General features: G+C 62.5%; 21 protein-coding genes. 11 read left to right on the top strand and 10 right to left on the bottom strand.

Annotated elements, in window-relative coordinates:
• Window positions 1-30: 30 nt before the first annotated feature.
• Both fliP and MF606_RS12790 read right to left on the bottom strand, forming a co-directional pair.
• Window positions 31-756, bottom strand: coding sequence for a flagellar type III secretion system pore protein FliP (fliP, locus tag MF606_RS12795; protein WP_240233843.1), 726 nt, complete (start codon window positions 754-756; stop codon window positions 31-33).
• 43 nt (window positions 757-799) lie between these two features.
• Window positions 800-1,465 (bottom strand): flagellar biosynthetic protein FliO, encoded by a 666-nt coding sequence (locus tag MF606_RS12790; RefSeq protein WP_240229654.1) that lies wholly within the window; start codon window positions 1,463-1,465, stop codon window positions 800-802.
• Window positions 1,466-1,683: 218 nt separating this feature from the next.
• On the opposite strand from MF606_RS12790, the gene flgB reads away from it, so the two are divergent.
• From flgB to MF606_RS12750, 8 genes are all read left to right on the top strand, one after another.
• On the top strand, window positions 1,684-2,046 hold the full coding sequence (gene flgB / locus MF606_RS12785) for a flagellar basal body rod protein FlgB (RefSeq protein ID WP_240229652.1): 363 nt from the start codon (window positions 1,684-1,686) through the stop codon (window positions 2,044-2,046).
• Window positions 2,047-2,057: 11 nt separating this feature from the next.
• Window positions 2,058-2,468, top strand: coding sequence for a flagellar basal body rod protein FlgC (gene flgC, locus MF606_RS12780; RefSeq protein WP_240229651.1), 411 nt, complete (start codon window positions 2,058-2,060; stop codon window positions 2,466-2,468).
• A 17-nt stretch (window positions 2,469-2,485) separates the two neighbouring features.
• On the top strand, window positions 2,486-2,821 hold the full coding sequence (gene fliE / locus MF606_RS12775; protein WP_240229650.1) for a flagellar hook-basal body complex protein FliE: 336 nt from the start codon (window positions 2,486-2,488) through the stop codon (window positions 2,819-2,821).
• A gap of 201 nt (window positions 2,822-3,022) precedes the next feature.
• Window positions 3,023-3,289 (top strand): flagellar biosynthesis protein FliQ, encoded by a 267-nt coding sequence (gene fliQ / locus MF606_RS12770; RefSeq protein WP_240229648.1) that lies wholly within the window; start codon window positions 3,023-3,025, stop codon window positions 3,287-3,289.
• A 2-nt stretch (window positions 3,290-3,291) separates the two neighbouring features.
• Window positions 3,292-4,059 carry a flagellar biosynthetic protein FliR gene (gene fliR / locus MF606_RS12765; protein ID WP_240229647.1) on the top strand — a complete coding sequence of 256 codons (768 nt, stop codon included), beginning with the start codon at window positions 3,292-3,294 and terminating at the stop codon, window positions 4,057-4,059.
• Window positions 4,060-4,063: 4 nt separating this feature from the next.
• Entirely contained in the window at window positions 4,064-5,146 is a 1,083-nt protein-coding gene (gene flhB / locus MF606_RS12760; RefSeq protein WP_240229645.1) for a flagellar biosynthesis protein FlhB, read from the top strand.
• Window positions 5,147-5,541: 395 nt separating this feature from the next.
• On the top strand, window positions 5,542-8,115 hold the full coding sequence (gene cckA / locus MF606_RS12755; protein WP_240229643.1) for a cell cycle histidine kinase CckA: 2,574 nt from the start codon (window positions 5,542-5,544) through the stop codon (window positions 8,113-8,115).
• On the top strand, window positions 8,112-8,507 hold the full coding sequence (locus tag MF606_RS12750; RefSeq protein ID WP_240229641.1) for a DUF2237 family protein: 396 nt from the start codon (window positions 8,112-8,114) through the stop codon (window positions 8,505-8,507). The genes cckA and MF606_RS12750 overlap by 4 nt, the downstream gene beginning before the upstream one ends.
• A 1-nt stretch (window position 8,508) precedes the next feature.
• Here the strand turns inward: MF606_RS12750 and MF606_RS12745 are convergent, their stop codons facing one another.
• Genes MF606_RS12745 through araD1 form a run of 5 tightly spaced genes read right to left on the bottom strand, consistent with a single transcriptional unit; the run spans window position 8,509 to window position 11,677 of the window.
• Entirely contained in the window at window positions 8,509-8,691 is a 183-nt protein-coding gene (locus tag MF606_RS12745) for a hypothetical protein (protein ID WP_240229640.1), read from the bottom strand.
• Window positions 8,688-9,185, bottom strand: coding sequence for an SRPBCC family protein (locus MF606_RS12740; RefSeq protein WP_240229639.1), 498 nt, complete (start codon window positions 9,183-9,185; stop codon window positions 8,688-8,690). The genes MF606_RS12745 and MF606_RS12740 overlap by 4 nt, the downstream gene beginning before the upstream one ends.
• 10 nt (window positions 9,186-9,195) lie before the next feature.
• Window positions 9,196-9,549: an ArsR/SmtB family transcription factor gene (locus MF606_RS12735; protein ID WP_240229638.1), complete on the bottom strand. Its 354-nt coding sequence runs from the start codon at window positions 9,547-9,549 to the stop codon at window positions 9,196-9,198.
• A gap of 59 nt (window positions 9,550-9,608) precedes the next feature.
• Window positions 9,609-10,628, bottom strand: a complete 1,020-nt coding sequence (locus MF606_RS12730) for an aldo/keto reductase (protein WP_240229637.1) — start codon at window positions 10,626-10,628, stop codon at window positions 9,609-9,611.
• Window positions 10,629-10,681: 53 nt separating this feature from the next.
• A complete protein-coding gene (gene araD1, locus MF606_RS12725; protein ID WP_240229636.1) occupies window positions 10,682-11,677 on the bottom strand; it encodes an AraD1 family protein in 996 nt (331 codons plus the stop codon).
• A gap of 277 nt (window positions 11,678-11,954) precedes the next feature.
• Here araD1 and recA point away from each other — a divergent pair, with 277 nt between their 5' ends.
• Window positions 11,955-13,028: a recombinase RecA gene (recA, locus tag MF606_RS12720; RefSeq protein ID WP_240229634.1), complete on the top strand. Its 1,074-nt coding sequence runs from the start codon at window positions 11,955-11,957 to the stop codon at window positions 13,026-13,028.
• A 333-nt stretch (window positions 13,029-13,361) separates the two neighbouring features.
• Window positions 13,362-16,007: an alanine--tRNA ligase gene (gene alaS / locus MF606_RS12715; RefSeq protein ID WP_240229633.1), complete on the top strand. Its 2,646-nt coding sequence runs from the start codon at window positions 13,362-13,364 to the stop codon at window positions 16,005-16,007.
• Between the two features lie 59 nt (window positions 16,008-16,066).
• Here alaS and MF606_RS12710 read toward each other — a convergent pair whose 3' ends face one another.
• Together MF606_RS12710 and MF606_RS12705 are read right to left on the bottom strand one after the other, a co-directional pair.
• Entirely contained in the window at window positions 16,067-16,951 is an 885-nt protein-coding gene (locus MF606_RS12710) for a DMT family transporter (protein WP_240229631.1), read from the bottom strand.
• 93 nt (window positions 16,952-17,044) lie between these two features.
• The gene (locus MF606_RS12705; protein ID WP_240229629.1) at window positions 17,045-17,977 is read right to left on the bottom strand and encodes a DMT family transporter; all 933 of its coding nucleotides are present in this window, start codon (window positions 17,975-17,977) and stop codon (window positions 17,045-17,047) included.
• Window positions 17,978-18,245: 268 nt separating this feature from the next.
• Between MF606_RS12705 and MF606_RS12700 the strand changes: the two genes are divergently transcribed.
• Window positions 18,246-18,710, top strand: a complete 465-nt coding sequence (locus MF606_RS12700) for a hypothetical protein (RefSeq protein WP_240229628.1) — start codon at window positions 18,246-18,248, stop codon at window positions 18,708-18,710.
• Between the two features lie 33 nt (window positions 18,711-18,743).
• Here MF606_RS12700 and MF606_RS12695 read toward each other — a convergent pair whose 3' ends face one another.
• Window positions 18,744-19,727, bottom strand: coding sequence for a glycerophosphodiester phosphodiesterase family protein (locus tag MF606_RS12695; protein ID WP_240229626.1), 984 nt, complete (start codon window positions 19,725-19,727; stop codon window positions 18,744-18,746).
• Window positions 19,728-19,729: the final 2 nt, after the last annotated feature.

Below are 19,729 nucleotides of genomic sequence, written 5' to 3'. Positions count from 1 at the left end.
CGGCAAGCGATATCAGCGGTCTATCTTGATCTATCCGCCGGCCGTGCTGACGAAGCTGCGCACCAGCGATCCCGCCACCAGATACCAGCCGTCGACCAGCACGAAGAAGATCAGCTTGAATGGCAGGGAGATCACCACCGGCGGCAGCATCATCATACCCATGCTCATCAGCACCGACGCGACCACCATGTCGATGACCACGAAGGGCAGGAACAACAGGAAGCCGATCTCAAACGCACGCCGCAGTTCGGAGATCATGAAGGCCGGGATCAGCAGCTGCAGCGGGATCGCCTCGGGTTCGGGCGGTATTTCGGCGTTGGTCAGGTCGTAGAACAGGCCCAAGTCCTGCTCGCGCACATTGGCCCGCATGAATTCGTGCAGGGGCGCGCTACCCAGCTCGAAGGCCTCGGCGATCTCGATGTCGCCGGCCAGCAGCGGCGCGATGCCCTCGTCATAGCTGCGCTGCAGCGTCGGCTGCATCACGAATATGGTCAGGAACAGGGCCAGCGACACCATCACCGAGTTCGGCGGCGCGGTCTGCAGGCCGATGGCGGTGCGCAACAGGGAAAGCACGACGACGATGCGGGTAAAACTGGTCACCATCACCAGGATGGACGGCGCCAGCGACAGCAGCGTGATCAGCCCGATGATCTGGACGGCGCGCCCGGTGAGCGTCGTGTCGTCGCCAAAGTCGATCGATACGTCCTGCCCGAAGGCGAGGCTTGGCGTCAGCGCGAGCGCAAGAACGGCGATTATGCCGGCATAGGGCGCGAGACGCCGCAGACGCGACGGCGTTGCCTCAGTTCCGGTTTGCCTCGGTATTGCCTTCGACAACGTCAGTGCCTTCGATGTCTCGCTGTGCACTGTCCTCTTTAGCTGAGTCGGAACCGCCCGCAGCCTGACCGCCGGAGTTTTCGGGGGAAACTAGTGCTTCGCTCTCACTGACCGGGCGCAGAAGGCCTGTATGACGCAGCGACAGGTGCGCTCGCTGGTTGGTGGGGCGGCCCTGTTCGCGCAGCTTTTCGATCGCCGTTGCCGGCGCTGCGGGTAATTCCGCGGGGGCCTTGGGCGTTGGCGCGACGACAGCGGGAGCCGCAGGATTGACCGGTGGTGCTGGCTTGCGGGTGGCAACGACGGGGATAGGACGACGGGTCGGCTGGGCCGCCTGCGTTTCCTCAACGGGAATGCCGGCTTCCACCACCAGGTCTTGCGGACCACCCACCAGCAGCAGGTGCTCCACGTTATCCCGACGGATGATCAGCAATTGCCGCTTGGGGTCCAGTGCCAGCGTATCCACCACGGCGAGGCGCCGGTTGCGGCCGCGCGCCACGCTGGTGGAGGCATTGAACACCAGTTTGAGGAGCCAGACGCCAAGCACGATCAGCACCACTACGATGCCGAGCGCGAAAAGGGCGGTCAGCCAGGTATTTCCCGATCCACCGATCAGGCTGGTGATGAACTGCATGGTCACTCCGTCTATCTGGCCCGAATCCGGGCGGCATATATTGCCCACTCAGCCGCGCAAATGTGCATATTGCGAGACTGAAACTGCCGTAACGGGCATCGGTTAACGCTTGATTAACCATAGCCCGGCAAGATTTGCCCATCACGCATCGAGACTCGCGGGAGTATCGGCCGATGGGCCTTATGAATATGCCGGTCTTCACGGCGCTCGCAGACAAAATGCGTTGGCATCAGACTCGTCAAGGCCTGTTGGCCGAGAACGTGGCAAATGCGGAAACTCCCGGTTACCGGGGTCGCGATCTGGCGCAGTACGATTTCGCCGAACAGAGCGGCGCCTTCTCGTCGGCAACGGTCTCCACCACGGCCACCCAGCCGATGCATTTTTCGGTCGCCAGCAGCGAGGGCGGCGCCTTTGGCGCCCAGCGCATGGCGAACTTCGAAATCACGCCGGAAGGCAATGGTGTGACGCTCGAGGACGAGATGATGAAGGTCACGACCAACCTGATGGACTATCAGGCTGCGACGGGCCTCTACAGCAAGTCGATCAAAATTCTCAGAACCGCGCTCGGCCGGCAGGCCTAGGAGTAGGGCTCATGGACTTCAATGCCTCCCTCAAGATTGCCGCCACGGGCCTGCATGCGCAGACCGCGCGCATGCGGGTTATCGCCGAGAACCTCGCCAATGCGGATTCCGCCGGCAAGGCGCCGGGCGACGAGCCCTATAGGCGCCGCATACCGACCTTCGAGACCGTCTTCGACGCCGAGGTTGGCGGCAAGATCGTCGAGGTCGGCAAGCTGGCCTATGACATGAGCGATTTCAGCTCCCGCTACGAGCCCGGTCATCCTGCGGCCGACGCGGCGGGTTATGTCCAGTATCCCAACGTCAATTCGTTGATCGAGACGATGGACATGCGCGAGGCCCAGCGCACCTACGAGGCCAATCTCAACGTCGTCACCGTGACGCGCCAGATGCTCGGGCGCACGCTCGATATCCTGCGCGGCTGATCGGGCAGGGAACAGCCATGGCCATTAACACCACCTTCAATGCTGCTACCGCCGCCTATGGCAATGCCAGCCGGCTGATCAACCAGGCCGCCAAGCCAAACACCGATCTGACGGCCCTGGCCGCGCCCAGCAACGGCGGCACCTTCGCCGACATGCTCGCCCAGCAGGTGCAGGGCGTCGTGGACGCCGGCAAGACCTCGGATGCGATGGCCATCGATATGGTCAATGGCAAGGCCAATGTCGTCGACATGGTCACCGCCCTCAGCGAAACCGAAATCGCCATCGAAAGCATGGTCACCATCCGCGACCGGGTGATCTCGGCCTACGAAGAAATCATGCGGATGCCGATCTAGAGATATCTGTTCAAAAATGGCCGCCACCACGGCGCGTCACCCTCGGGCTTGACCCGAGGGCTCTTCACTTTGATCGCGTTCAGCAAGTGTAGTGCCCTCGGGTCAAGCCCGAGGGTGACGTCTGGTGGCTGTTTGGTCATCGCGCGAACTCGTTGCCGGGCGTAAACTGACAGCACGCGATTCGTGCGCAATGAGACAGATATGACCGGCGCCGAAGTACTCGATATCGCCTCCGACGGCATCTGGACCCTCATCATCGTCTCCGCGCCGATGATGATCGTCGGGTTGCTGGTCGGCGTGATCATCGCACTGTTCCAGGCGCTGACACAGATTCAGGAGCAGACCCTGGTCTTCGTGCCCAAGATCATCGCCATCTTCATCACCATGCTGCTGACGCTGCCGTTTCTCGGCGCCACTATGGGCGGCTACATGAACCGGGTGATCGACATGATTATCGTGGGCGGCTGACGGTGACCATCGGGCTGGATTGGCTGCCCAATACGGCCTTTCTCTACCTGCTGCTGTTCTCGCGCATCGGGGCTATCCTGATGCTGATGCCGGCGCTGGGCGAGGACATGATCCCGGCGCGCATGCGGCTCAGCTTCGCGCTGGCCTTCACACTCGTGGTCTATCCGCTGCTGTCGCCCAGCCTGCCGGCCATGCCCGACGACATCATGAATATCGTCGGCCTGATCTTTCACGAGCTGGCTATCGGCCTGATGCTGGGTGCGATCGCCCGTATCACGGTTATGGCGACGCAGGTCGCCGGGGCGATCATCGCGTTCCAGTCCGGTCTTTCCGTCGCCATGGCGGCTGACCCCACGCAGGGTGGCATTCAGGGCGCGGTGTTCGGCAGCTTTCTCAGCTTCCTCGGCATGGTGCTGATCTTCGCGACCGATCTGCACCACGTGGCTCTGGCCGCGACCTATGACAGCTACATCGTATTCCCGCTCGATGCGCCCCTGATGTTCGATGATGCGGCGCAACTGGCGATCCGCACCGTCAGCAGCGCCTTCACCATCGGCATTCAGATGTCGGCGCCGTTCATCGTCTTCGGCCTGGTTTTCAACCTGGGCGCGGGCATCCTCGCCCGCCTGATGCCGGCCATGCAGGTGTTCTTCGTCCTCATGCCGGCCAACATTCTTGTTGGCCTGATCCTGCTGGCGTTGCTGCTGACCATGATGATGGGTTGGTACATCACCGGTTTCGAGAACCATCTGGCGATGTGGAGGGGCTGACAGGATGTCTGATGAAGCTCCCGAACAGGCCAGTAAAACTGAAGATCCTTCTCAAAAGAAGCTCGAGGACGCCCATAAGAAGGGCGATGTCGCCAAGAGCCAGGAGGTGGTCACCTGGTTCATGCTGCTGGGTTCGGCCGTCATATTCGCCATGCTGGCGCCATCGACCGCCGCCTCGCTGATGGGGCCGCTCAAGGTGGTCATGGCCAATGCCGACCAGTTCGAGTTGGGCGGTTCGGGCTTCTCGGTGTTCTTCAACGGCCTGGCTTGGGCGCTGCTCGGTACCGTTATGGTGCCACTGGTCATTTTGTCGTCCTGCGCTGTGGCTGCCAACCTGATCCAACATCGACCTTTGGTCTCGGCCGAGCCGATCACGCCGAAGTTCTCCAAGATTTCACCGTTTGCGGGAGCCAAGCGGCTGTTTTCGAGCGAGTCGCTGGTCAATTTCGGCAAGGGCATCTTCAAGATCACGGTGGTCGGTATCGTCCTGTTCTTCGTCGTCTGGCCCGAGCGGGATCGGCTGGACACGATGATGACCGCCGACCCGCTCATCATGCTCGCCGACTTTCAGGAGATCGGGCTCAAAATTTTCGGGGCCACCCTGGCGATCGTCACCATCATCGCGCTGGCTGACTACATCTATGTCCGCCAGAAATGGTGGAAGCGGCAGATGATGACGGTTCAGGAGACCCGCGACGAATACAAGCAGATGGAAGGCGACCCGAAGGTCAAGGGCCGCATCCGCCAGTTGCGGCACGAGCGCTCGCGCAAACGCATGATGGCGGCGGTGCCCGATGCTACCGTGGTCATCACCAACCCGACGCACTTTGCCGTGGCGCTCAAATACGACCGGGCCATGGGTGCCCCCCAATGCGTGGCCAAGGGCGCCGACGCCGTGGCGTTTCGCATCCGCGAGCTGGCCAAGGAACACGACGTGCCGATCGTCGAGAACCCGCCGCTGGCGCGCGCTCTCTTCGCCAGCGTCGAGGTGGACGACACCATTCCCAACGAGCACTTCAAGGCAGTGGCCGAAGTCATCGGCTTCGTGATGCGACTGAAGAAGGGCGCCAACTGGAAGGCGGGGTAGGGCAATACGCTGCCACGCACGCGGCGAGTGGCCCTCGGGTCAAGCCCGAGGGAACGCCGGTGCGTGGAAGGTATGGCAGCAGGACAACCATACCTTCCCCGATGTCATCCCGGCGCAGGCCGGGATCCATGTCCGTGGCTATCCGCATCATCCAGTGGCCAAGCCACCCACTGCACGTCACCCTCGGGCTTGACCCGAGGGTGACGATTGTGTGTGAACCGGTAGCGGTGGATGGCCGGGCAGCGCTTCGTCTTGCCCACGACACGCCAAAGTCGCACTCTGGCGTCATGCAATGTTGAAAACGCCGTTCTCCCTCCCGTAGCGGTGGGGCATTTGCTAGACCATCAGATAGCGCCTGATTCGCCCGACTCACTGGCTACGGAGCACATTGACCCATGGCATCGACGCCAACAGGCGAGGACAACTATCCCGATCCGCTGGTCGCCGCGGGACGCAGCAGCGCTGGCCTCTGGCGCGTGATCGTGCTCGCAATCGTGCTGGTCGCCATCGCCGTGGCGTTTTCGCTGTTCGGCGATCGGATTTCGGCCGACCTGATCATGACCTTTGTCGGCATCCTTGCCGTCGTCGGCGTGTTCTGCCTCTTTGGCTTTGCCGCCGGACTGTTCCGCTTCGCCAACGGCGAGGAGCGCCGGACCGTTTCCAACGCCGTGGTCGATAGTCTGCCGTTCGGGGCCGTAGTCTCCGATCGCGATGGCAAGATTTCCTACGTCAACGCCCACTATGGCAGCTTCGCCGGCGCGATGACCAATGGGGTGCCGGTTGGCGTGCCACGCCTGTTTGCCGGGCAATCTGATGCCAGCGAGGCCATCTACCGCCTCTCGCGCGCCGCCAAGGATGGCCGCGCCGCCGTCGAGGATGTGCGGATCGTCGGCGGGCTGGGCGGCTCACTTGCCGATAGCAACAAGGCGTTCTGGTATCGCGTTGGGGTGCGGCCGCTGCCCGAGTCCGACGAAGCCAAGAAGCCGCTGGCGATCTGGTCGGTCGAAGACATCACCCGCGACCGCGACAACAACGAGAGTGCCTTCCGCGACCTGCAGCGCGCCATCGACTATCTTGACCATTCCCCGGCTGGTTTCTTCTCGGCAGATGCCCATGGCCGCATCCAGTATCTCAATTCGACGCTGACCGACTGGCTCGGCTATGACCTGGCCGAATTCAACTCCGGCCATCTGGGGTTGAGCGACATCGTGCGCGGCGATGGTGCCACGCTGTTGATGCGGGGTCGCGGCGACGGTGAAATCCGCACCGAGATCATCGATATCGACCTCGTTCGCCGGAATGGCACAAGTCTGCCGGTGCGCCTGCTGCATCGCGCGGCGCGCCTCGCCGATGGCGAACTGGGCGAGACGCGCACGCTGGTGCTCGACAAATCGAATGCCCCCGATACCGAGGAAGAACTCCGCGCCGCCGAGGTCCGCTTCTCGCGCTTCTTCAACGACACGCCCTTCGCCATCGCGACGCTGGATGGGGAAGGGCGCATCATCCGCACCAATGCCCCGTTCGGGCGCATTTTCCGCTGGTCTGGCGAGGAAAAGAGCATCGAACTGCAACCGCTGAGCGATCTTATTGGCGAAGGCAGCCGCGACAAGTTCGGGCGGGCCATGGCTGACGCGGCCGCGCATCGGTCCGAGATCGATCCGGTCGACGCCTTGCTGAGCGTCGAGGGTGACCACGCGGTGCGGCTCTATCTTTCGGCATCGGAGATGAGCGCCGGTTCGCCCGAGCAGGTCAATGTCTACGCGCTCGATATGACCGATCAGCGCAAGCTCGAGGCGCAGTTCGCCCAGAGCCAGAAAATGCAAGCAGTTGGCCAGCTTGCTGGCGGCGTAGCGCACGATTTCAACAATCTGCTGACCGCCATTATCGGCTTTTCCGACCTGCTGCTGCTCAAGCACAAGCCGGGCGATCCGTCCTTCGGCGAGCTGATGCAGATCAAGCAGAACGCCAATCGCGCCGCCGGCCTGACCCGGCAATTGCTGGCCTTTTCCCGTCGCCAGACCCTGCGCCCTCAGGTGCTGGAACTGCCGCTGATCGTCGACGACCTGACCGTGCTGCTCAAGCGCATGATCGGTGAAAAGAACACCCTGGCGGTCGAGCACGGCCGCAATATCTGGCCCGTGCGAGCCGACGTGGTGCAGCTCGAGCAGGTCATCATCAACCTCGTGGTCAATGCCCGTGATGCCATGAGCAATGGCGGCGCGATCACCATCCGCACCTCCAATGTCGAGCGCGCCGAGGCCGAGACCATGACCTTCGAGGGCATGGTGCCGAACGACTACGTGCTGATCGACGTGCAGGATACCGGCACCGGCATGAGCCCGGAGATCATCGAGAAGATCTTCGAGCCATTCTTCACCACCAAGGAGCTCGGCAAGGGTACGGGCCTCGGCCTTTCGACGGTCTATGGCATCGTCAAGCAGACCGAGGGCTATATCTACCCGGTCTCCACCGTTGGGGTCGGCACCACGTTCAAGATTTTCCTGCCGCGCTACGTAGCAAGCGCCACCGAGGTAGCAGCGAAGGTCGCCGCAGCGGCGGCGCCGGTGCGTGATTTGACCGGCCACGAGCGCATCTTGCTGGTCGAAGACGAAGAGAGCGTGCGGGCTTTCTCCGCCCAGGCCCTGCGCGCCACCGGCTACGAAGTCTTCGAGGCCGACGGCGGCGAAGAGGCGCTGGAGGTGCTGGAAGACCTCGATTTCAAGGTCGACCTGATGATCTCCGACGTGGTGATGCCGGAAATGGATGGGCCGACTTTGCTCAAGCATGTTCGCGAAACCATGCCGACGCTCAAGGTCATCTTCGTGTCCGGCTATGCCGAGGAAAGCGTGCGCCGCGATATCGAGGACGACCAAAGCGTCGAGTTCCTGCCCAAGCCCTATTCGCTCGACCAGATCAATTCGAAGGTCAAGGAAGTGCTGCAGAAGCTGGGCAAGGACGAGGTCAATTGAACGAGCAAGGGCGTTTCCCGGGGCCAACCGAGCTCAACGTTCTCGGCGAAGCCCTGCTGCCATGCTCCAACAATCCGCTGACCGGCTTTTTCCGCACCGGCTATTGTGCTGCCGGGCCGGACAGTGCCGCCGTGCATCTGGTCTGTATCGAGGCGACGGAGGCCTTTCTCGAATTCTCGGCGTCGGTGGGCAATGACCTCTCGACGCCGATGCCGCAATTCTCGTTTCCGGGCCTGGTTGCCGGCGATCGCTGGTGCCTGGTTGCTCAGCGCTGGCTGCAGGCGCATGAGGCCGGGCGGGCGCCGCGTGTCTACCTCCGCTCCACCAATCAGGCCGTGCTTGGACTTATCCCGCCAGGGGTGCTGAGGGCCTATGCCCTGGATTTGAACTGAACTAGCGGCCGCCGCGGGTCATCCGGGCCACGGCTGCAGCCAGTCCGGCAATGGCGCAGATAAAGAATATCCATTGCATGATCGACAAAATCTGGCTGGGTGCTTCCGCCGCGAAGAAAATCGTGTAGCCAAGCCACAGCGCGACGAGCCCACAGATGATGGCCGAGACTCGTGGATCGTTCATGGCGCCGCTCCTGCCAGTTCCGCCAGTACCTGATCCAGCTTTTTGTATCCAAACTCCATCCCATCCGCCATGGGCGTCTTGAGCGCGCCGTCGCGGGCCTCTTTGGAGGAATAGTTGATGGTGTTGGTCAACGTCGTCCGCTGCTGCTCTTCGTCGAAGCGCAGGGTGGAGACAGTCTCGCCGCCGGTCCAGTCATCGTCGAACAGTTCTGCGCTGACGACACGTTCGACCGGCTCGATCTCGCGGATCACGCCGCCCATGCCCATTACGTAGCCGCTGGGCGCTTTCCACTCATAGCGGTACTTTCCGCCCACCTTGGCCTCGAACTCGCAGACCGTCATGATCCAGCCTTCGGCGCCGTTGAGCCAGCGCTTGATCAGCGGCGCCTGCGTGTAGCACGCGAACACCAGATGCCGCGGCGCGTCGAATTGCCTGACGATGACGATCTGGGTGTCGGTTGGCGTGGTTATGGTCAGCGGTCCACCAAAGCCCATCGTCGTCTCCTCAGTTGTTTTTGCCGGCCATCGCTTCGAGGCGCTTGAGCTCGCCGAGCAGGTCGTCCAGCCGTTCGAACTGCGTTTCCCAGTATTTTCGATATTCGATCAACCAGCCGGTCGCTTCGGCCAATGGCTTGGCTTCCAGCTTGCAGGGACGGCGCTGCGCATCGCGGCCACGCGAGATCAGCCCGGCATTCTCCAGCACCTTCAAATGCTTAGAAATGGCCGGCTGGCTCATATCAAACGGTGCAGCCAGCTCCATGACCGATGCTTCTCCCTGCGCCAGGCGCGCAAGAATAGCGCGGCGCGTGGGATCGGCGAGCGCCTGAAACGTGGCATCGAGTGCGGCGGGCGACGGCATGGAGTACCTGCAGGCTATAAAACCGGTAGGTTATATTTAGTGCCGCCGCCCCGGATTCGTCAAGCCATGCCGCTGGGGATTGGCGTGCCCGGAGCCAGGAGGCCCTTGGCGGCGAGAGTGGTCCACAATTCGTCGGGCACCTTGACGTCCCACCAGTCCAGGATGCCGTCGAGCTCGGCTGGCGAACGCGGGCCAGGTAGCACGTTGCAGACCGCCGGATGGGTCAGTGGGAATTGCAATGCGGCGGCGGGCAGGGGAACGCCGAATTCGCGGCAGACGGCTTCCAGTGCCTGGACCTTGGCGACGATGGCTTCGGGCGCCTTGGCATAGTTGAACGTGGCGCCGCCAACCAGGATGCCGGAATTGAACGGGCCGCCGACGACCACGGACGCGCCGCGCTTGATACAGGTCGTCATGAAGGGATCGAGCGAGGTCTGTTCGAGCAGCGTATAGCGCCCGGCGAGCAGGAACACGTCCCAGTCTCCCAGTGCGAAGGCGTCCATCAACACTTCCCACTCGTTGACGCCAAGGCCGATGGCCTTGATCACGCCGCCGTCGCGCAACTCGCGCAGGGCCTTGTAGCCACCGGTTTCGAGCTGCTTCCACAGCGGCTTGTTGCCTTCGACGCCGTGGGTGCCGGCGCCGATATCGTGGACATAGACGATGTCGACCGCGTTCAGGCCCAACCGCTGCAGGCTGTCGTCGAACGAGCGCATGATGCCGTCGTAGGAGTAGTCATAGACCTGATTGAAGGGCAGCGGATCGACCCAGGCGCCCTTGTCCTGCTCGGCAACCGGCACCGGTTTCAACAAGCGGCCAACCTTGGTCGACAGCACCACGCCCGCCCGCCGCTCACGCAATACGTCGCCGACCAGATGCTCGGAACGTCCAAGCCCGTATTGCGGTGCGGTATCGACATAGGTCAGGCCCTTGTCGAGTGCGTGACCGACCGTGGCTCGTGCCTGATCGGCCGGAACGCCGGTGAAAATGCCGGCCAGTGACGCGCAGCCGAGGCCCAGCGTGGTCACTTCAAGTGCCGTTTTGCCGATGCGGCGCGTCTCGAATTTGCGAGCAGTCATGCTATCCCTCCGAAGCGAGGGATAACTGACATGTTAGTTGCGCGGCATCAAGCTCAATAGATGTTTCCGATGATAACGGGATGCTCGTTCTGGCGGCGGACCGGGTTGCGCAGGGGGCTGCCGAACTGGGGTTCCTCGATCTCGAACACATCATCGGGCCGGGTCGAGATGCCGTCGGCAAAGCTCAGCGTCGCGGTGCCGAACATGTGCACATGCACATCGCCCGGATGGCGGAACAGCTCGTATTTGAAATGGTGATATTCGAGATTGTCGATGGTGTGGCTCATATTGTCCTCGCCACTGAGGAACGGCTTCTCCCACAGCACCTGGCCGTCGCGATAGATGCGCGACATGCCCTCCACATGCCGCGGCAGGTCGCCGACCCGCAGCTCAGGACCGATGGAGCAGGCCCGCAGCTTGGAATGGGCCAGGTAGAGGTAATTCACGCGCTCGGTCACGTGGTCGGAGAACTCGTTGGCCAGGGCAAAGCCAAGCCGGCGCGGCTGGCCGTTCTGGTCGATCACGTAAATGCCGGCGATCTCGGGCTCTTCACCGGCATCGAGGGCAAAGCCGGGGGAGGGTATGGGGTGGCCCGGATGGATCACCGAATAGCCATTGCCCTTGTAGAACCATTCCGGCTGCACGCCCTTGAGGCCGCCCTTGGGCTTGCCGCCCTCGAGGCCCATGCGGAACATCTTCATCGTATCGGTCAGGCCGGTCTCGGCAGCGCCGCTATTGGCGGTATGCATGGCGTCACGGGTGGCGGCAGAGCCCAGGTGGGTCAGGCCGGTGCCGGTGACATAGAGGTGGGCCGGATCGGGATGATCGATCGGGGAGAGCATGCGGCCCTCGGCCAGGATCGCGGCACGATCCACCGTGTCACCCAGGCCCCTGGCGGCGATCAGCCCTGCGAGGCCACCGCCATTGCTCAGCGCTGCGATCGCCAGCTCATAGACGCTACTGGCATCATTGACCTGCCGCGCCGTGCCATTCTCGACAGCCGCCACGGCACGGGCGCCATTGAGATCGAAATACTGGATCAAGTTCATCGCGCGGCTCCTCCGCAAAGTGCCCGCCGGGCAGGGTATGGCTGCATAAAACGCAACATGCCGCATTGGCGCAAGTCAAAAATCATACTTATTCGTCGGCGCGGAAGTAGACGCGGCGATTCTCTGGTTTCCATGCCGGCTACTCGCAAATGTTCTCATTTTGTCCCTTGACAGTGCTGAAACAAAATGAGAACAAATAGCGCACATTAGATGGATATCCGCTGACGGACCCGTTGCGTTGCACGGCCCCCAAGAGCGTGAAATAAGGAGAGAAAATATGGCTAGCTCGCCGCTTCGCGTTGTTGAGGGTGGATCGATGGATAAGGAAAAGGCACTTGCCGCTGCGCTCGGCCAGATCGAGCGCAATTTTGGCAAGGGCTCGATCATGCGCCTTGGCGAAGCGTCATCGATCGAAGTGGAATCGATTTCGACAGGTTCGCTGGGCCTCGATATCGCGCTTGGCATTGGCGGCCTGCCGAAGGGCCGAATCGTCGAGATTTTCGGGCCGGAAAGCTCGGGCAAAACCACTCTGGCGCTTCATGTCATCGCCGAGGCCCAGAAGGCAGGCGGTATCTGCGCCTTCGTCGATGCCGAGCATGCGCTTGATCCGATCTATGCCCGCAAGCTCGGCGTCAATGTCGACGACCTGCTGATTTCCCAGCCGGACGCTGGTGAGCAGGCTCTCGAAATTACCGACACCCTGGTTCGGTCCGGCGCCATCGATGTGCTGGTTGTCGACTCGGTTGCGGCACTGACGCCGCGCGCCGAGCTCGAAGGCGAAATGGGTGATGCGCTCCCGGGTCTGCAGGCTCGCCTGATGAGCCAGGCCATGCGCAAGCTGACCTCGTCGATCTCCAAGTCCAAGTGCCTGGTGATCTTCATCAACCAGATCCGCATGAAGATCGGCGTGATGTATGGTTCGCCGGAAACCACCACGGGTGGCAACGCGCTCAAGTTCTACGCCTCGGTCCGCCTCGACATCCGCCGCATCGGCGCGATCAAGGATCGCGAAGAGATCGTGGGTAACCAGACCCGTGTGAAGGTGGTCAAGAATAAGCTGGCTCCGCCGTTCCGCCAGGTCGAGTTCGACATCATGTATGGCGAAGGCATTTCCAAGACCGGTGAATTGCTCGATCTCGGCGTCAAGAGCGGCGTGGTGGAGAAGTCCGGCGCCTGGTTCTCCTACGATAGCCAGCGCATGGGGCAGGGGCGTGAGAATGCCCGCCAGTTCCTCAAGGACAATCCTGAAGCAGCCGCCACCATCGAGCGCGGTGTGCGCGAGAGTTCCGGTCTTCTCGGCGAGGTGCTGCTGGTTTCGGGCGGCGAAGACGACGGCGATGACAGCGAGTAAGACATTTCCCATGCAGGGATGATGAGAGGCATCGCGCAAGCGGTGCCTCTTTTTTTGGGGTACTGATCTGGCTTTATCCACGGTGTCATTCCGGCGCAGGCCGCAATCCATCCTGAGGTCTTCCAGCTATCGCGGCGGGTCCAGTCATCTCAAGCTGGATTCCGGCCTTCGCCGGATGACACGGTGGTCGAGGATGGTGAGGATCACGCGCGAGGTCACCACCACGCCTCACCATCGCCGCAATGCTGGACATTCCGGCAGGCCGCACGATAGAAAGCCAGCCGAACTTGTCTGCGGTGCCATGGCGCCACTTTCCGTAATGAAAGCCTTCTTATGACCAGCGTAAACGATCTTCGTTCGAGCTTTGTCGACTACTTTGCCCGCAATGGTCATGAAGCCGTGGCGTCGAGCCCGCTGGTGCCGCGGAATGACCCGACGCTGATGTTCGTCAATTCGGGCATGGTGCAGTTCAAGAACGTCTTTACCGGCGTCGAGAAGCGCGACTATACGCGCGCCACGACGGCCCAGAAGAGCGTTCGCGCCGGTGGCAAGCACAACGACCTCGACAATGTCGGCTTCACCGCGCGCCACCACACTTTCTTCGAGATGCTGGGCAATTTCTCGTTTGGCGACTACTTCAAGGAGCAGGCGATCGAGTACGCCTGGGCGCTGCTCACCAAGGAGTGGGAGCTGCCCAAGGAGAAGCTGAGCGTCACCGTCTATCAGGACGACGATGAGGCCCACGAGCTGTGGAAGAAGATTGCCGGACTGTCCGACGACAAGATCGTGCGGCTGGGTGCCAAGTCCAATTTCTGGCAGATGGCCGATACCGGGCCATGCGGACCCAATTCCGAAATCTTCTACGATCACGGCGACAAGTACTGGGGTGGCCCCCCGGGCTCGCCCGAGGAGGACGGTGACCGGTTTGTCGAGATCTGGAATCTCGTCTTCATGCAGTTCGAGCAGATGGCGGACGGCAGCCGGGTTCGGCTGCCCAAGCCGTCGGTCGATACCGGCATGGGCCTTGAGCGCGTGGCCGCGGTCATGCAGGGGACCAACAACAATTATGAGATCGACCTCTTCAAGCGGCTGATCGCCTCCACCATGCAGCAGGTCGGCTTCAACGGCGATCCGACGACGCCAAGCTTGCGCGTCATTGCCGATCACTTGCGGTCGATGAGTTTCCTCATCGCGGAAGGCGTGCTGCCATCCAACGAGGGCCGCGGCTATGTGCTGCGCCGCATCATGCGCCGCGCCATGCGCCACGCCACGCTGCTGGGTGCGCAGGAGCCGGTCATCCATCGCATCGTGCCGACGCTGGTGCATGAAATGGGCCAGGCCTATCCCGAGCTGGTACGCGGCGAGTCCATGATCGAGGAGACCATCAGGCTCGAGGAGCGTCGCTTCCTCAAGACGCTTAGCCGCGGCCTGCAGCTGCTTGACGATGCAACGGTTGGGCTGAACGAGGGCGACATGCTCGAAGGCGTCACCGCCTTCAAGCTCTATGACACATATGGCTTCCCGCTGGACCTGACGCAGGATGCGCTGCGTACCCGCGGCATCAACGTCGACTTGACCGGCTTCGAGGACGCCATGGCCCGCCAGCGCGCCGAGGCGCGCAAGAGCTGGGCCGGCTCGGGCGAGACCGGCGAAGACAAGGTCTGGTTCGCCATTGCCGACAAGGTCGGTCCTACCGAGTTCCTGGGCTACGAGACCGAGTTCGCCGAAGGCGCGGTCACCGCGCTACTCAAGAACGGCGCCGAAGTTGCCTCGCTTGCTGCCGGTGAAGAGGGTTTCGTGGTGCTCAACCAGACCCCGTTCTACGGCGAGAGCGGTGGTCAGGTCGGCGACACCGGCAAGCTCAAGGCAGAGGGCATTGCCGTCACGGTTCTCGATACACAGAAGTTCCATGGTGTGTTCGCGCACAAGGTTCAGGTGACCGAAGGCGCCCTCAAGGTCGGGCAAGCGCTGGAGCTGATGGTCGATCACGACCGCCGCTCGTCGATCCGCTCCAACCACTCGGCGACGCATCTGTTGCATGAAGCGCTGCGCATTGTGCTCGGCGATCATGTTGCCCAGAAGGGCTCGATGGTCTCACCCGATCGCCTGCGCTTCGATTTCGTGCACACCAAGCCGGTCACCGAGCAGGAAATGGTCGAGGTGGAGGATATCGCCAACGCCATCATTCTGCAGAACACGCCGGTCGAAACGCGCCTGATGGGCGTCGAGGAGGCCAAGGAATCCGGCGCACGCGCCCTGTTTGGCGAAAAGTACGGCGAGGAAGTCCGGGTGGTCGCCATGGGCGAACCCACGGGCAATGGTCTTGGTTGGTCGGTCGAGCTTTGCGGCGGCACCCATGTGCGCCGTACGGGCGATATCGGTCTGGTTTCCATCGTCGCCGAAAGTGCTGTCGGTGCGGGTGTGCGCCGTATCGAGGCACTGACCGGCAAGGCTGCGCGCCATCGCGGTAATACCAATGTGGCCATCGTCAACTCGGCCGCTGGCCTGCTGCGTTCCGGGAGCCACGAGGTGCTCGATCGCATAGGGGCGTTGCAGGAAAACCTCAAGAAGATCGAGCGCGAGCTGACCGATGCACGCAAGAAGCTGGCTCTCGGTGGCGGTAGCGGCTCGGGCGCGACGGCGGCCGCTGATGAGGCTGTCAACGGCGTGACCTATGTCGGCCGCACCGTCGAAGGTATCGCCGCCAAGGATGTGAAGGGCCTGGTCGATACCGAGAAGAAGCGCATCGGCTCGGGCGTCGTGACCGTCGTGCTTAAGGGCGACGACGGCAAGGGCACCGTGGCCGTGGGCGTCACCGACGACCTCACGGCGCGCTATGCGGCCGGCGACCTGATCAAGCTGGCTACCGCGGCGCTTGGCGGGCAGGGTGGCGGCGGGCGGCCTGACATGGCGCAAGGCGGCGGACCCGATGGGTCGAAGTCGGCCGAGGCGATCGCCGCCGTTCGGTCCGCGCTCTAAGCGTCATCGCACAAACCACAAGAAAATCCCCGCGAAAGCGGGGATTTTCGTTTCTGGCTCTAGAGCCCGGTGCGGAAGAAGAACAGCCGAGGTTTCCAGACGATCTTCATCTTCTGCGTCAGCACATTGGCAAGCCCCGCCGCCAGCACGATGATGAGGCCGATGATGGCGACGTAGTCCGGATATTCCCCAAAGAACGCCGCGCCAAACACGATGGCCCAGATAAGCTGACTATACTGTACTGGCGCCACCAGATTGGCGGGCGAGCGCTTGGCCGCAGCGATCAGCAGCAGGCCGCCGGTGCCGCCAATGAGGCCGATGCCGAGGAAAATGGCGAGTTGCTCGAGCGACGGCAGCACGAAAAACGGAATCATCAGCAAGCCGTTGAACAGGCCCGAATAGAGCACCTGCAGGCCAACCAGGCTGACCCGCCGCTCCTTGGGTGCCACGTGGCGCAGGATGATGGTGGTGATCCCGCCGAAGAAAACGCTGCAGAAAATGGCCAGATGACCCAATTGCAGGTCGCGCACGCCGGGCCGGATCACCAGCACGACGCCGAGGAAACTAATGATCAGCAGCAACCAGCGGTGCAGTGCGACGTGCTCTTTCAGCACCAGCACGCTGAGCACGGTTACCATTATCGGCGTCAGGAAGCCGATGGCATAGACGTCGGCAAACGGGATGTGCGTGAAGGCATACATCACGCAGGCGGTGCCGGAGATGGCCGTGGCGCAGCGCAGATGGACCAGCCAGGGATGCTGGAGTTTGTAGAGATCGCGCCAGCGTTCGCCACGCTTGGTCAGCATGGCGGGAATGATCGAGAAACTCGTGGTGAAGAACGCGATCTCGAACACCGACATGGTCGGGCCGGTGGCCTTGATCAGCGCGTCGGCGACGGAAAAGCTGGCATAGGCCAGAAAGGCGAGCAGGACGCCGAGCGGCATCGGAAATCCAGAAAGTATGAGGAAGACTCGGGAATTGGCCTACCATACAAACGTCTCCGCTTGCCGTCGACGCTTCCGCTGCCTCTCGGGCAGCTAAATTTCAGGGCCTTGCACTTCGGTAATATTGCTCGGAGGGCCGGGGCGGTGGGCCCGGTATTCGGCGAAGCGGCCCGCGATCCGGGCGCGGCCTCCGTCCACCAGCACATTGACCAGTCCGGACACCACGACCACAGCCAGGCCGATATAGGCGAGGAGGTCCGGGTACTCGAAAAAGAAGAAGGCGCCCAGCCCGATGGCCCAGACGATCTGCACGTACTGGATCGGCGCGACCTGGCTCGCCGCCGCGTTGCGGGTCGCGGCGATCAGCAGGATATGCCCCATGCCGACAAGGCTGCCGCTGGCGGCCAGCAAGCCGAATTGTTGCCAAGTCGGCACGACGAATGTCGGCAGCATCAGTACGAAATTGACCACGATGAGGTAGATGGCGGGCAGGGCGATAAGGCTCACTCGCTTTTCGGTTGGCGCTACGACCCGCAGAACCGTGGTCGAGATTGCGCCAAAGAGGGCGCAGCCCAGCGCCGCCAGATGGCCGGGCTCCAATTCGCGGAAGCCCGGGCGCACAACCAGCATGACGCCCACAAAGCCTAGCGCCAACATGCTCCAGCGAATGGCGTCCACCCGCTCCTTGAGGATGAGCACCGACATGACGGTGATGAACAGGGGCATCATGAAGACCAGCGAATAGGTCTCGGCAAAGGCGATGGTGGTGAAGGCGTAGGTGACCAGTGTCGATGACGCGACCCCGCTGAAGGAGCGCAGATGAACCAGGCGGGGATGCTTGAGCTTGAAGCTGTCGCGCCAGCGCTCACCCTTGGGTTTGACGAAGGCGGCGGGGATCAGTGAGCAGACGGCGATGAAGAAGCCGATCTCGAAGACGGACAGGCTCTGTCCGAAGCCCTTGATGATGGCGTCGCCGCAGGAATAGACCGAGTAGGCGATAACAGCATAAAGCACGCCGACCGGCATGATACATCCAGAAAATCGAGTGTTTCAGGCAATGCGGCGACCCTAGAGCGCCGCGCCGCTTCCGTCGATGGGATAGTTGGGGCTGCGGCGCTTTTGCGCGGCTAGCGCCGGTCCGTTAAAAGCTTCACTCCCCTAAATCGCAGCTTCGTCGCGCAATGCGGCGGTTCGCGAAACACCCTCTCGGCAGCGGCATCCGGCCAGGCCATAGCAGACCGGCGCGTGCGGCTTCGCAATGTTGGGTTCAAGCCTATTGCCGCGGGAGATTGTCATGCCTCATCTTGTTGTGCCTCACACTGTCCGCCTGGCCTTCGCGCTGTGGATGCTCGCCATTGCGACCGCCATTCTCGAAGTCGGCACGCGCCTCGCCGTCGATCCTCGCGGCCCGTTGGATGCGGTCCTCAATAGCGGCGCGGAATTGACTATCCGTCTGTCGGCCTTTGCGCTGCTCGCCGTGCTCGCTACGTTGATGATGCGTGGCTCGAACATTGCCCGCCATGCCCTGACCCTGCTTTACGGTGGGCTCGGAACTTTTTCGCTGATCATGGAACCGGCGAGCTGGCTTATCGGCGGTGGCAATGTTCTGGCCTTTGCGACCAAGGCTGATCCGGTGACCTGGATCATCACCGGCAGCCGCATCGCTCACATCGCGGCAGTGCTCGGTGCTGTCTATTTCGGCTATAGCGGCCAAGCCGGTGCCTATTTCGTGCATCGCCGGGCGAAAATTGCGGGATAGAGGCCGATCTCAGACGCCGGCAGGCTTTGGCCGCTATTGCGCGGTCAGCACCGGGGCGATGATCTCAATCTTGTTGGTCCACAGGTAGCCATCGAAACTAGTGGGCAGTTGCGCCAGCTGTTCCACCGTATCGATGCCGGCGGCGCCGGGATCGCCTGACTCGTATGGCCCGAGCAGGATCACCTCGCTGCCGGCGTTGCGCATGCGTTCGAGGAACAGGTTGGGCCAACCCCACAGCCAGGGCGCCACGTTGAGCGGCACCATCACCTTGGTGTTGCGACAGGCCTGCGGCATGTAACCCGTCCAGCCAAGCCCGCCATATTGCACGAGGCAGTCGACCAGCCCGCGCCGTGACCAGACAGCGAGCCCATCGATCTGGTTTGCGGCGCGATAGGTCGGTTCGTCGCCGCCATAGGCGCCCCACACTGCCTGACGCCACTCCGGATTGTCGCTGAGCACCCTGGCCAGCATGTCGCCCTCGCGCGCCTCGCGGCTCTTGAAGTTGATCAGGAAGCGTCCGTCAGGCATCGCCGACAGCACTTCCTTCAGTTCGGGAATCTGCCCCACGCCGGTGCCGCGCAACGGGTAGCTGGCGCCACCATCGGCGGTGTAGCCGTAGCCGACGTCGAGCGACTTGAGATAGGCCATCTCGTGGCTGCGGGTTTCGCCTGTTCCTTCGGTGCGGCAATCGATGGTCCAGTCATGCAGCACGGCGAGCTGGCCATCGGTGGTCGAGTGCACGTCGAGCTCGACGATATCAGCGCCTGCGGCAAAGGCAGCTTGCATGGAGGGAATCGTGTTCTCGATGAAGCCGTGCTCCGGCGGACCGATGCGCTCGGCCGTGCAGGTGTCGTTTTCGAGCCCGCTGCGGTCGAAGGTCTGGTGGACGCCGCGATGCGCGATCAGCGTGATCTGGGGATCGCTTGGCGGAGATACCCGCCAGCTCGCGTTGAACACGTAAATCCCTGCCGCCAGCACCAGCAATGCCAGCAGCGTCCGTCCCAGCCAACGCCTCATGA

It is taken from the genome of Devosia lacusdianchii (genome assembly GCF_022429625.1).
In the GTDB taxonomy this organism is placed as follows: domain Bacteria; phylum Pseudomonadota; class Alphaproteobacteria; order Rhizobiales; family Devosiaceae; genus Devosia; species Devosia lacusdianchii.
This window is presented reverse-complemented; position numbering and strand designations above follow the sequence as displayed.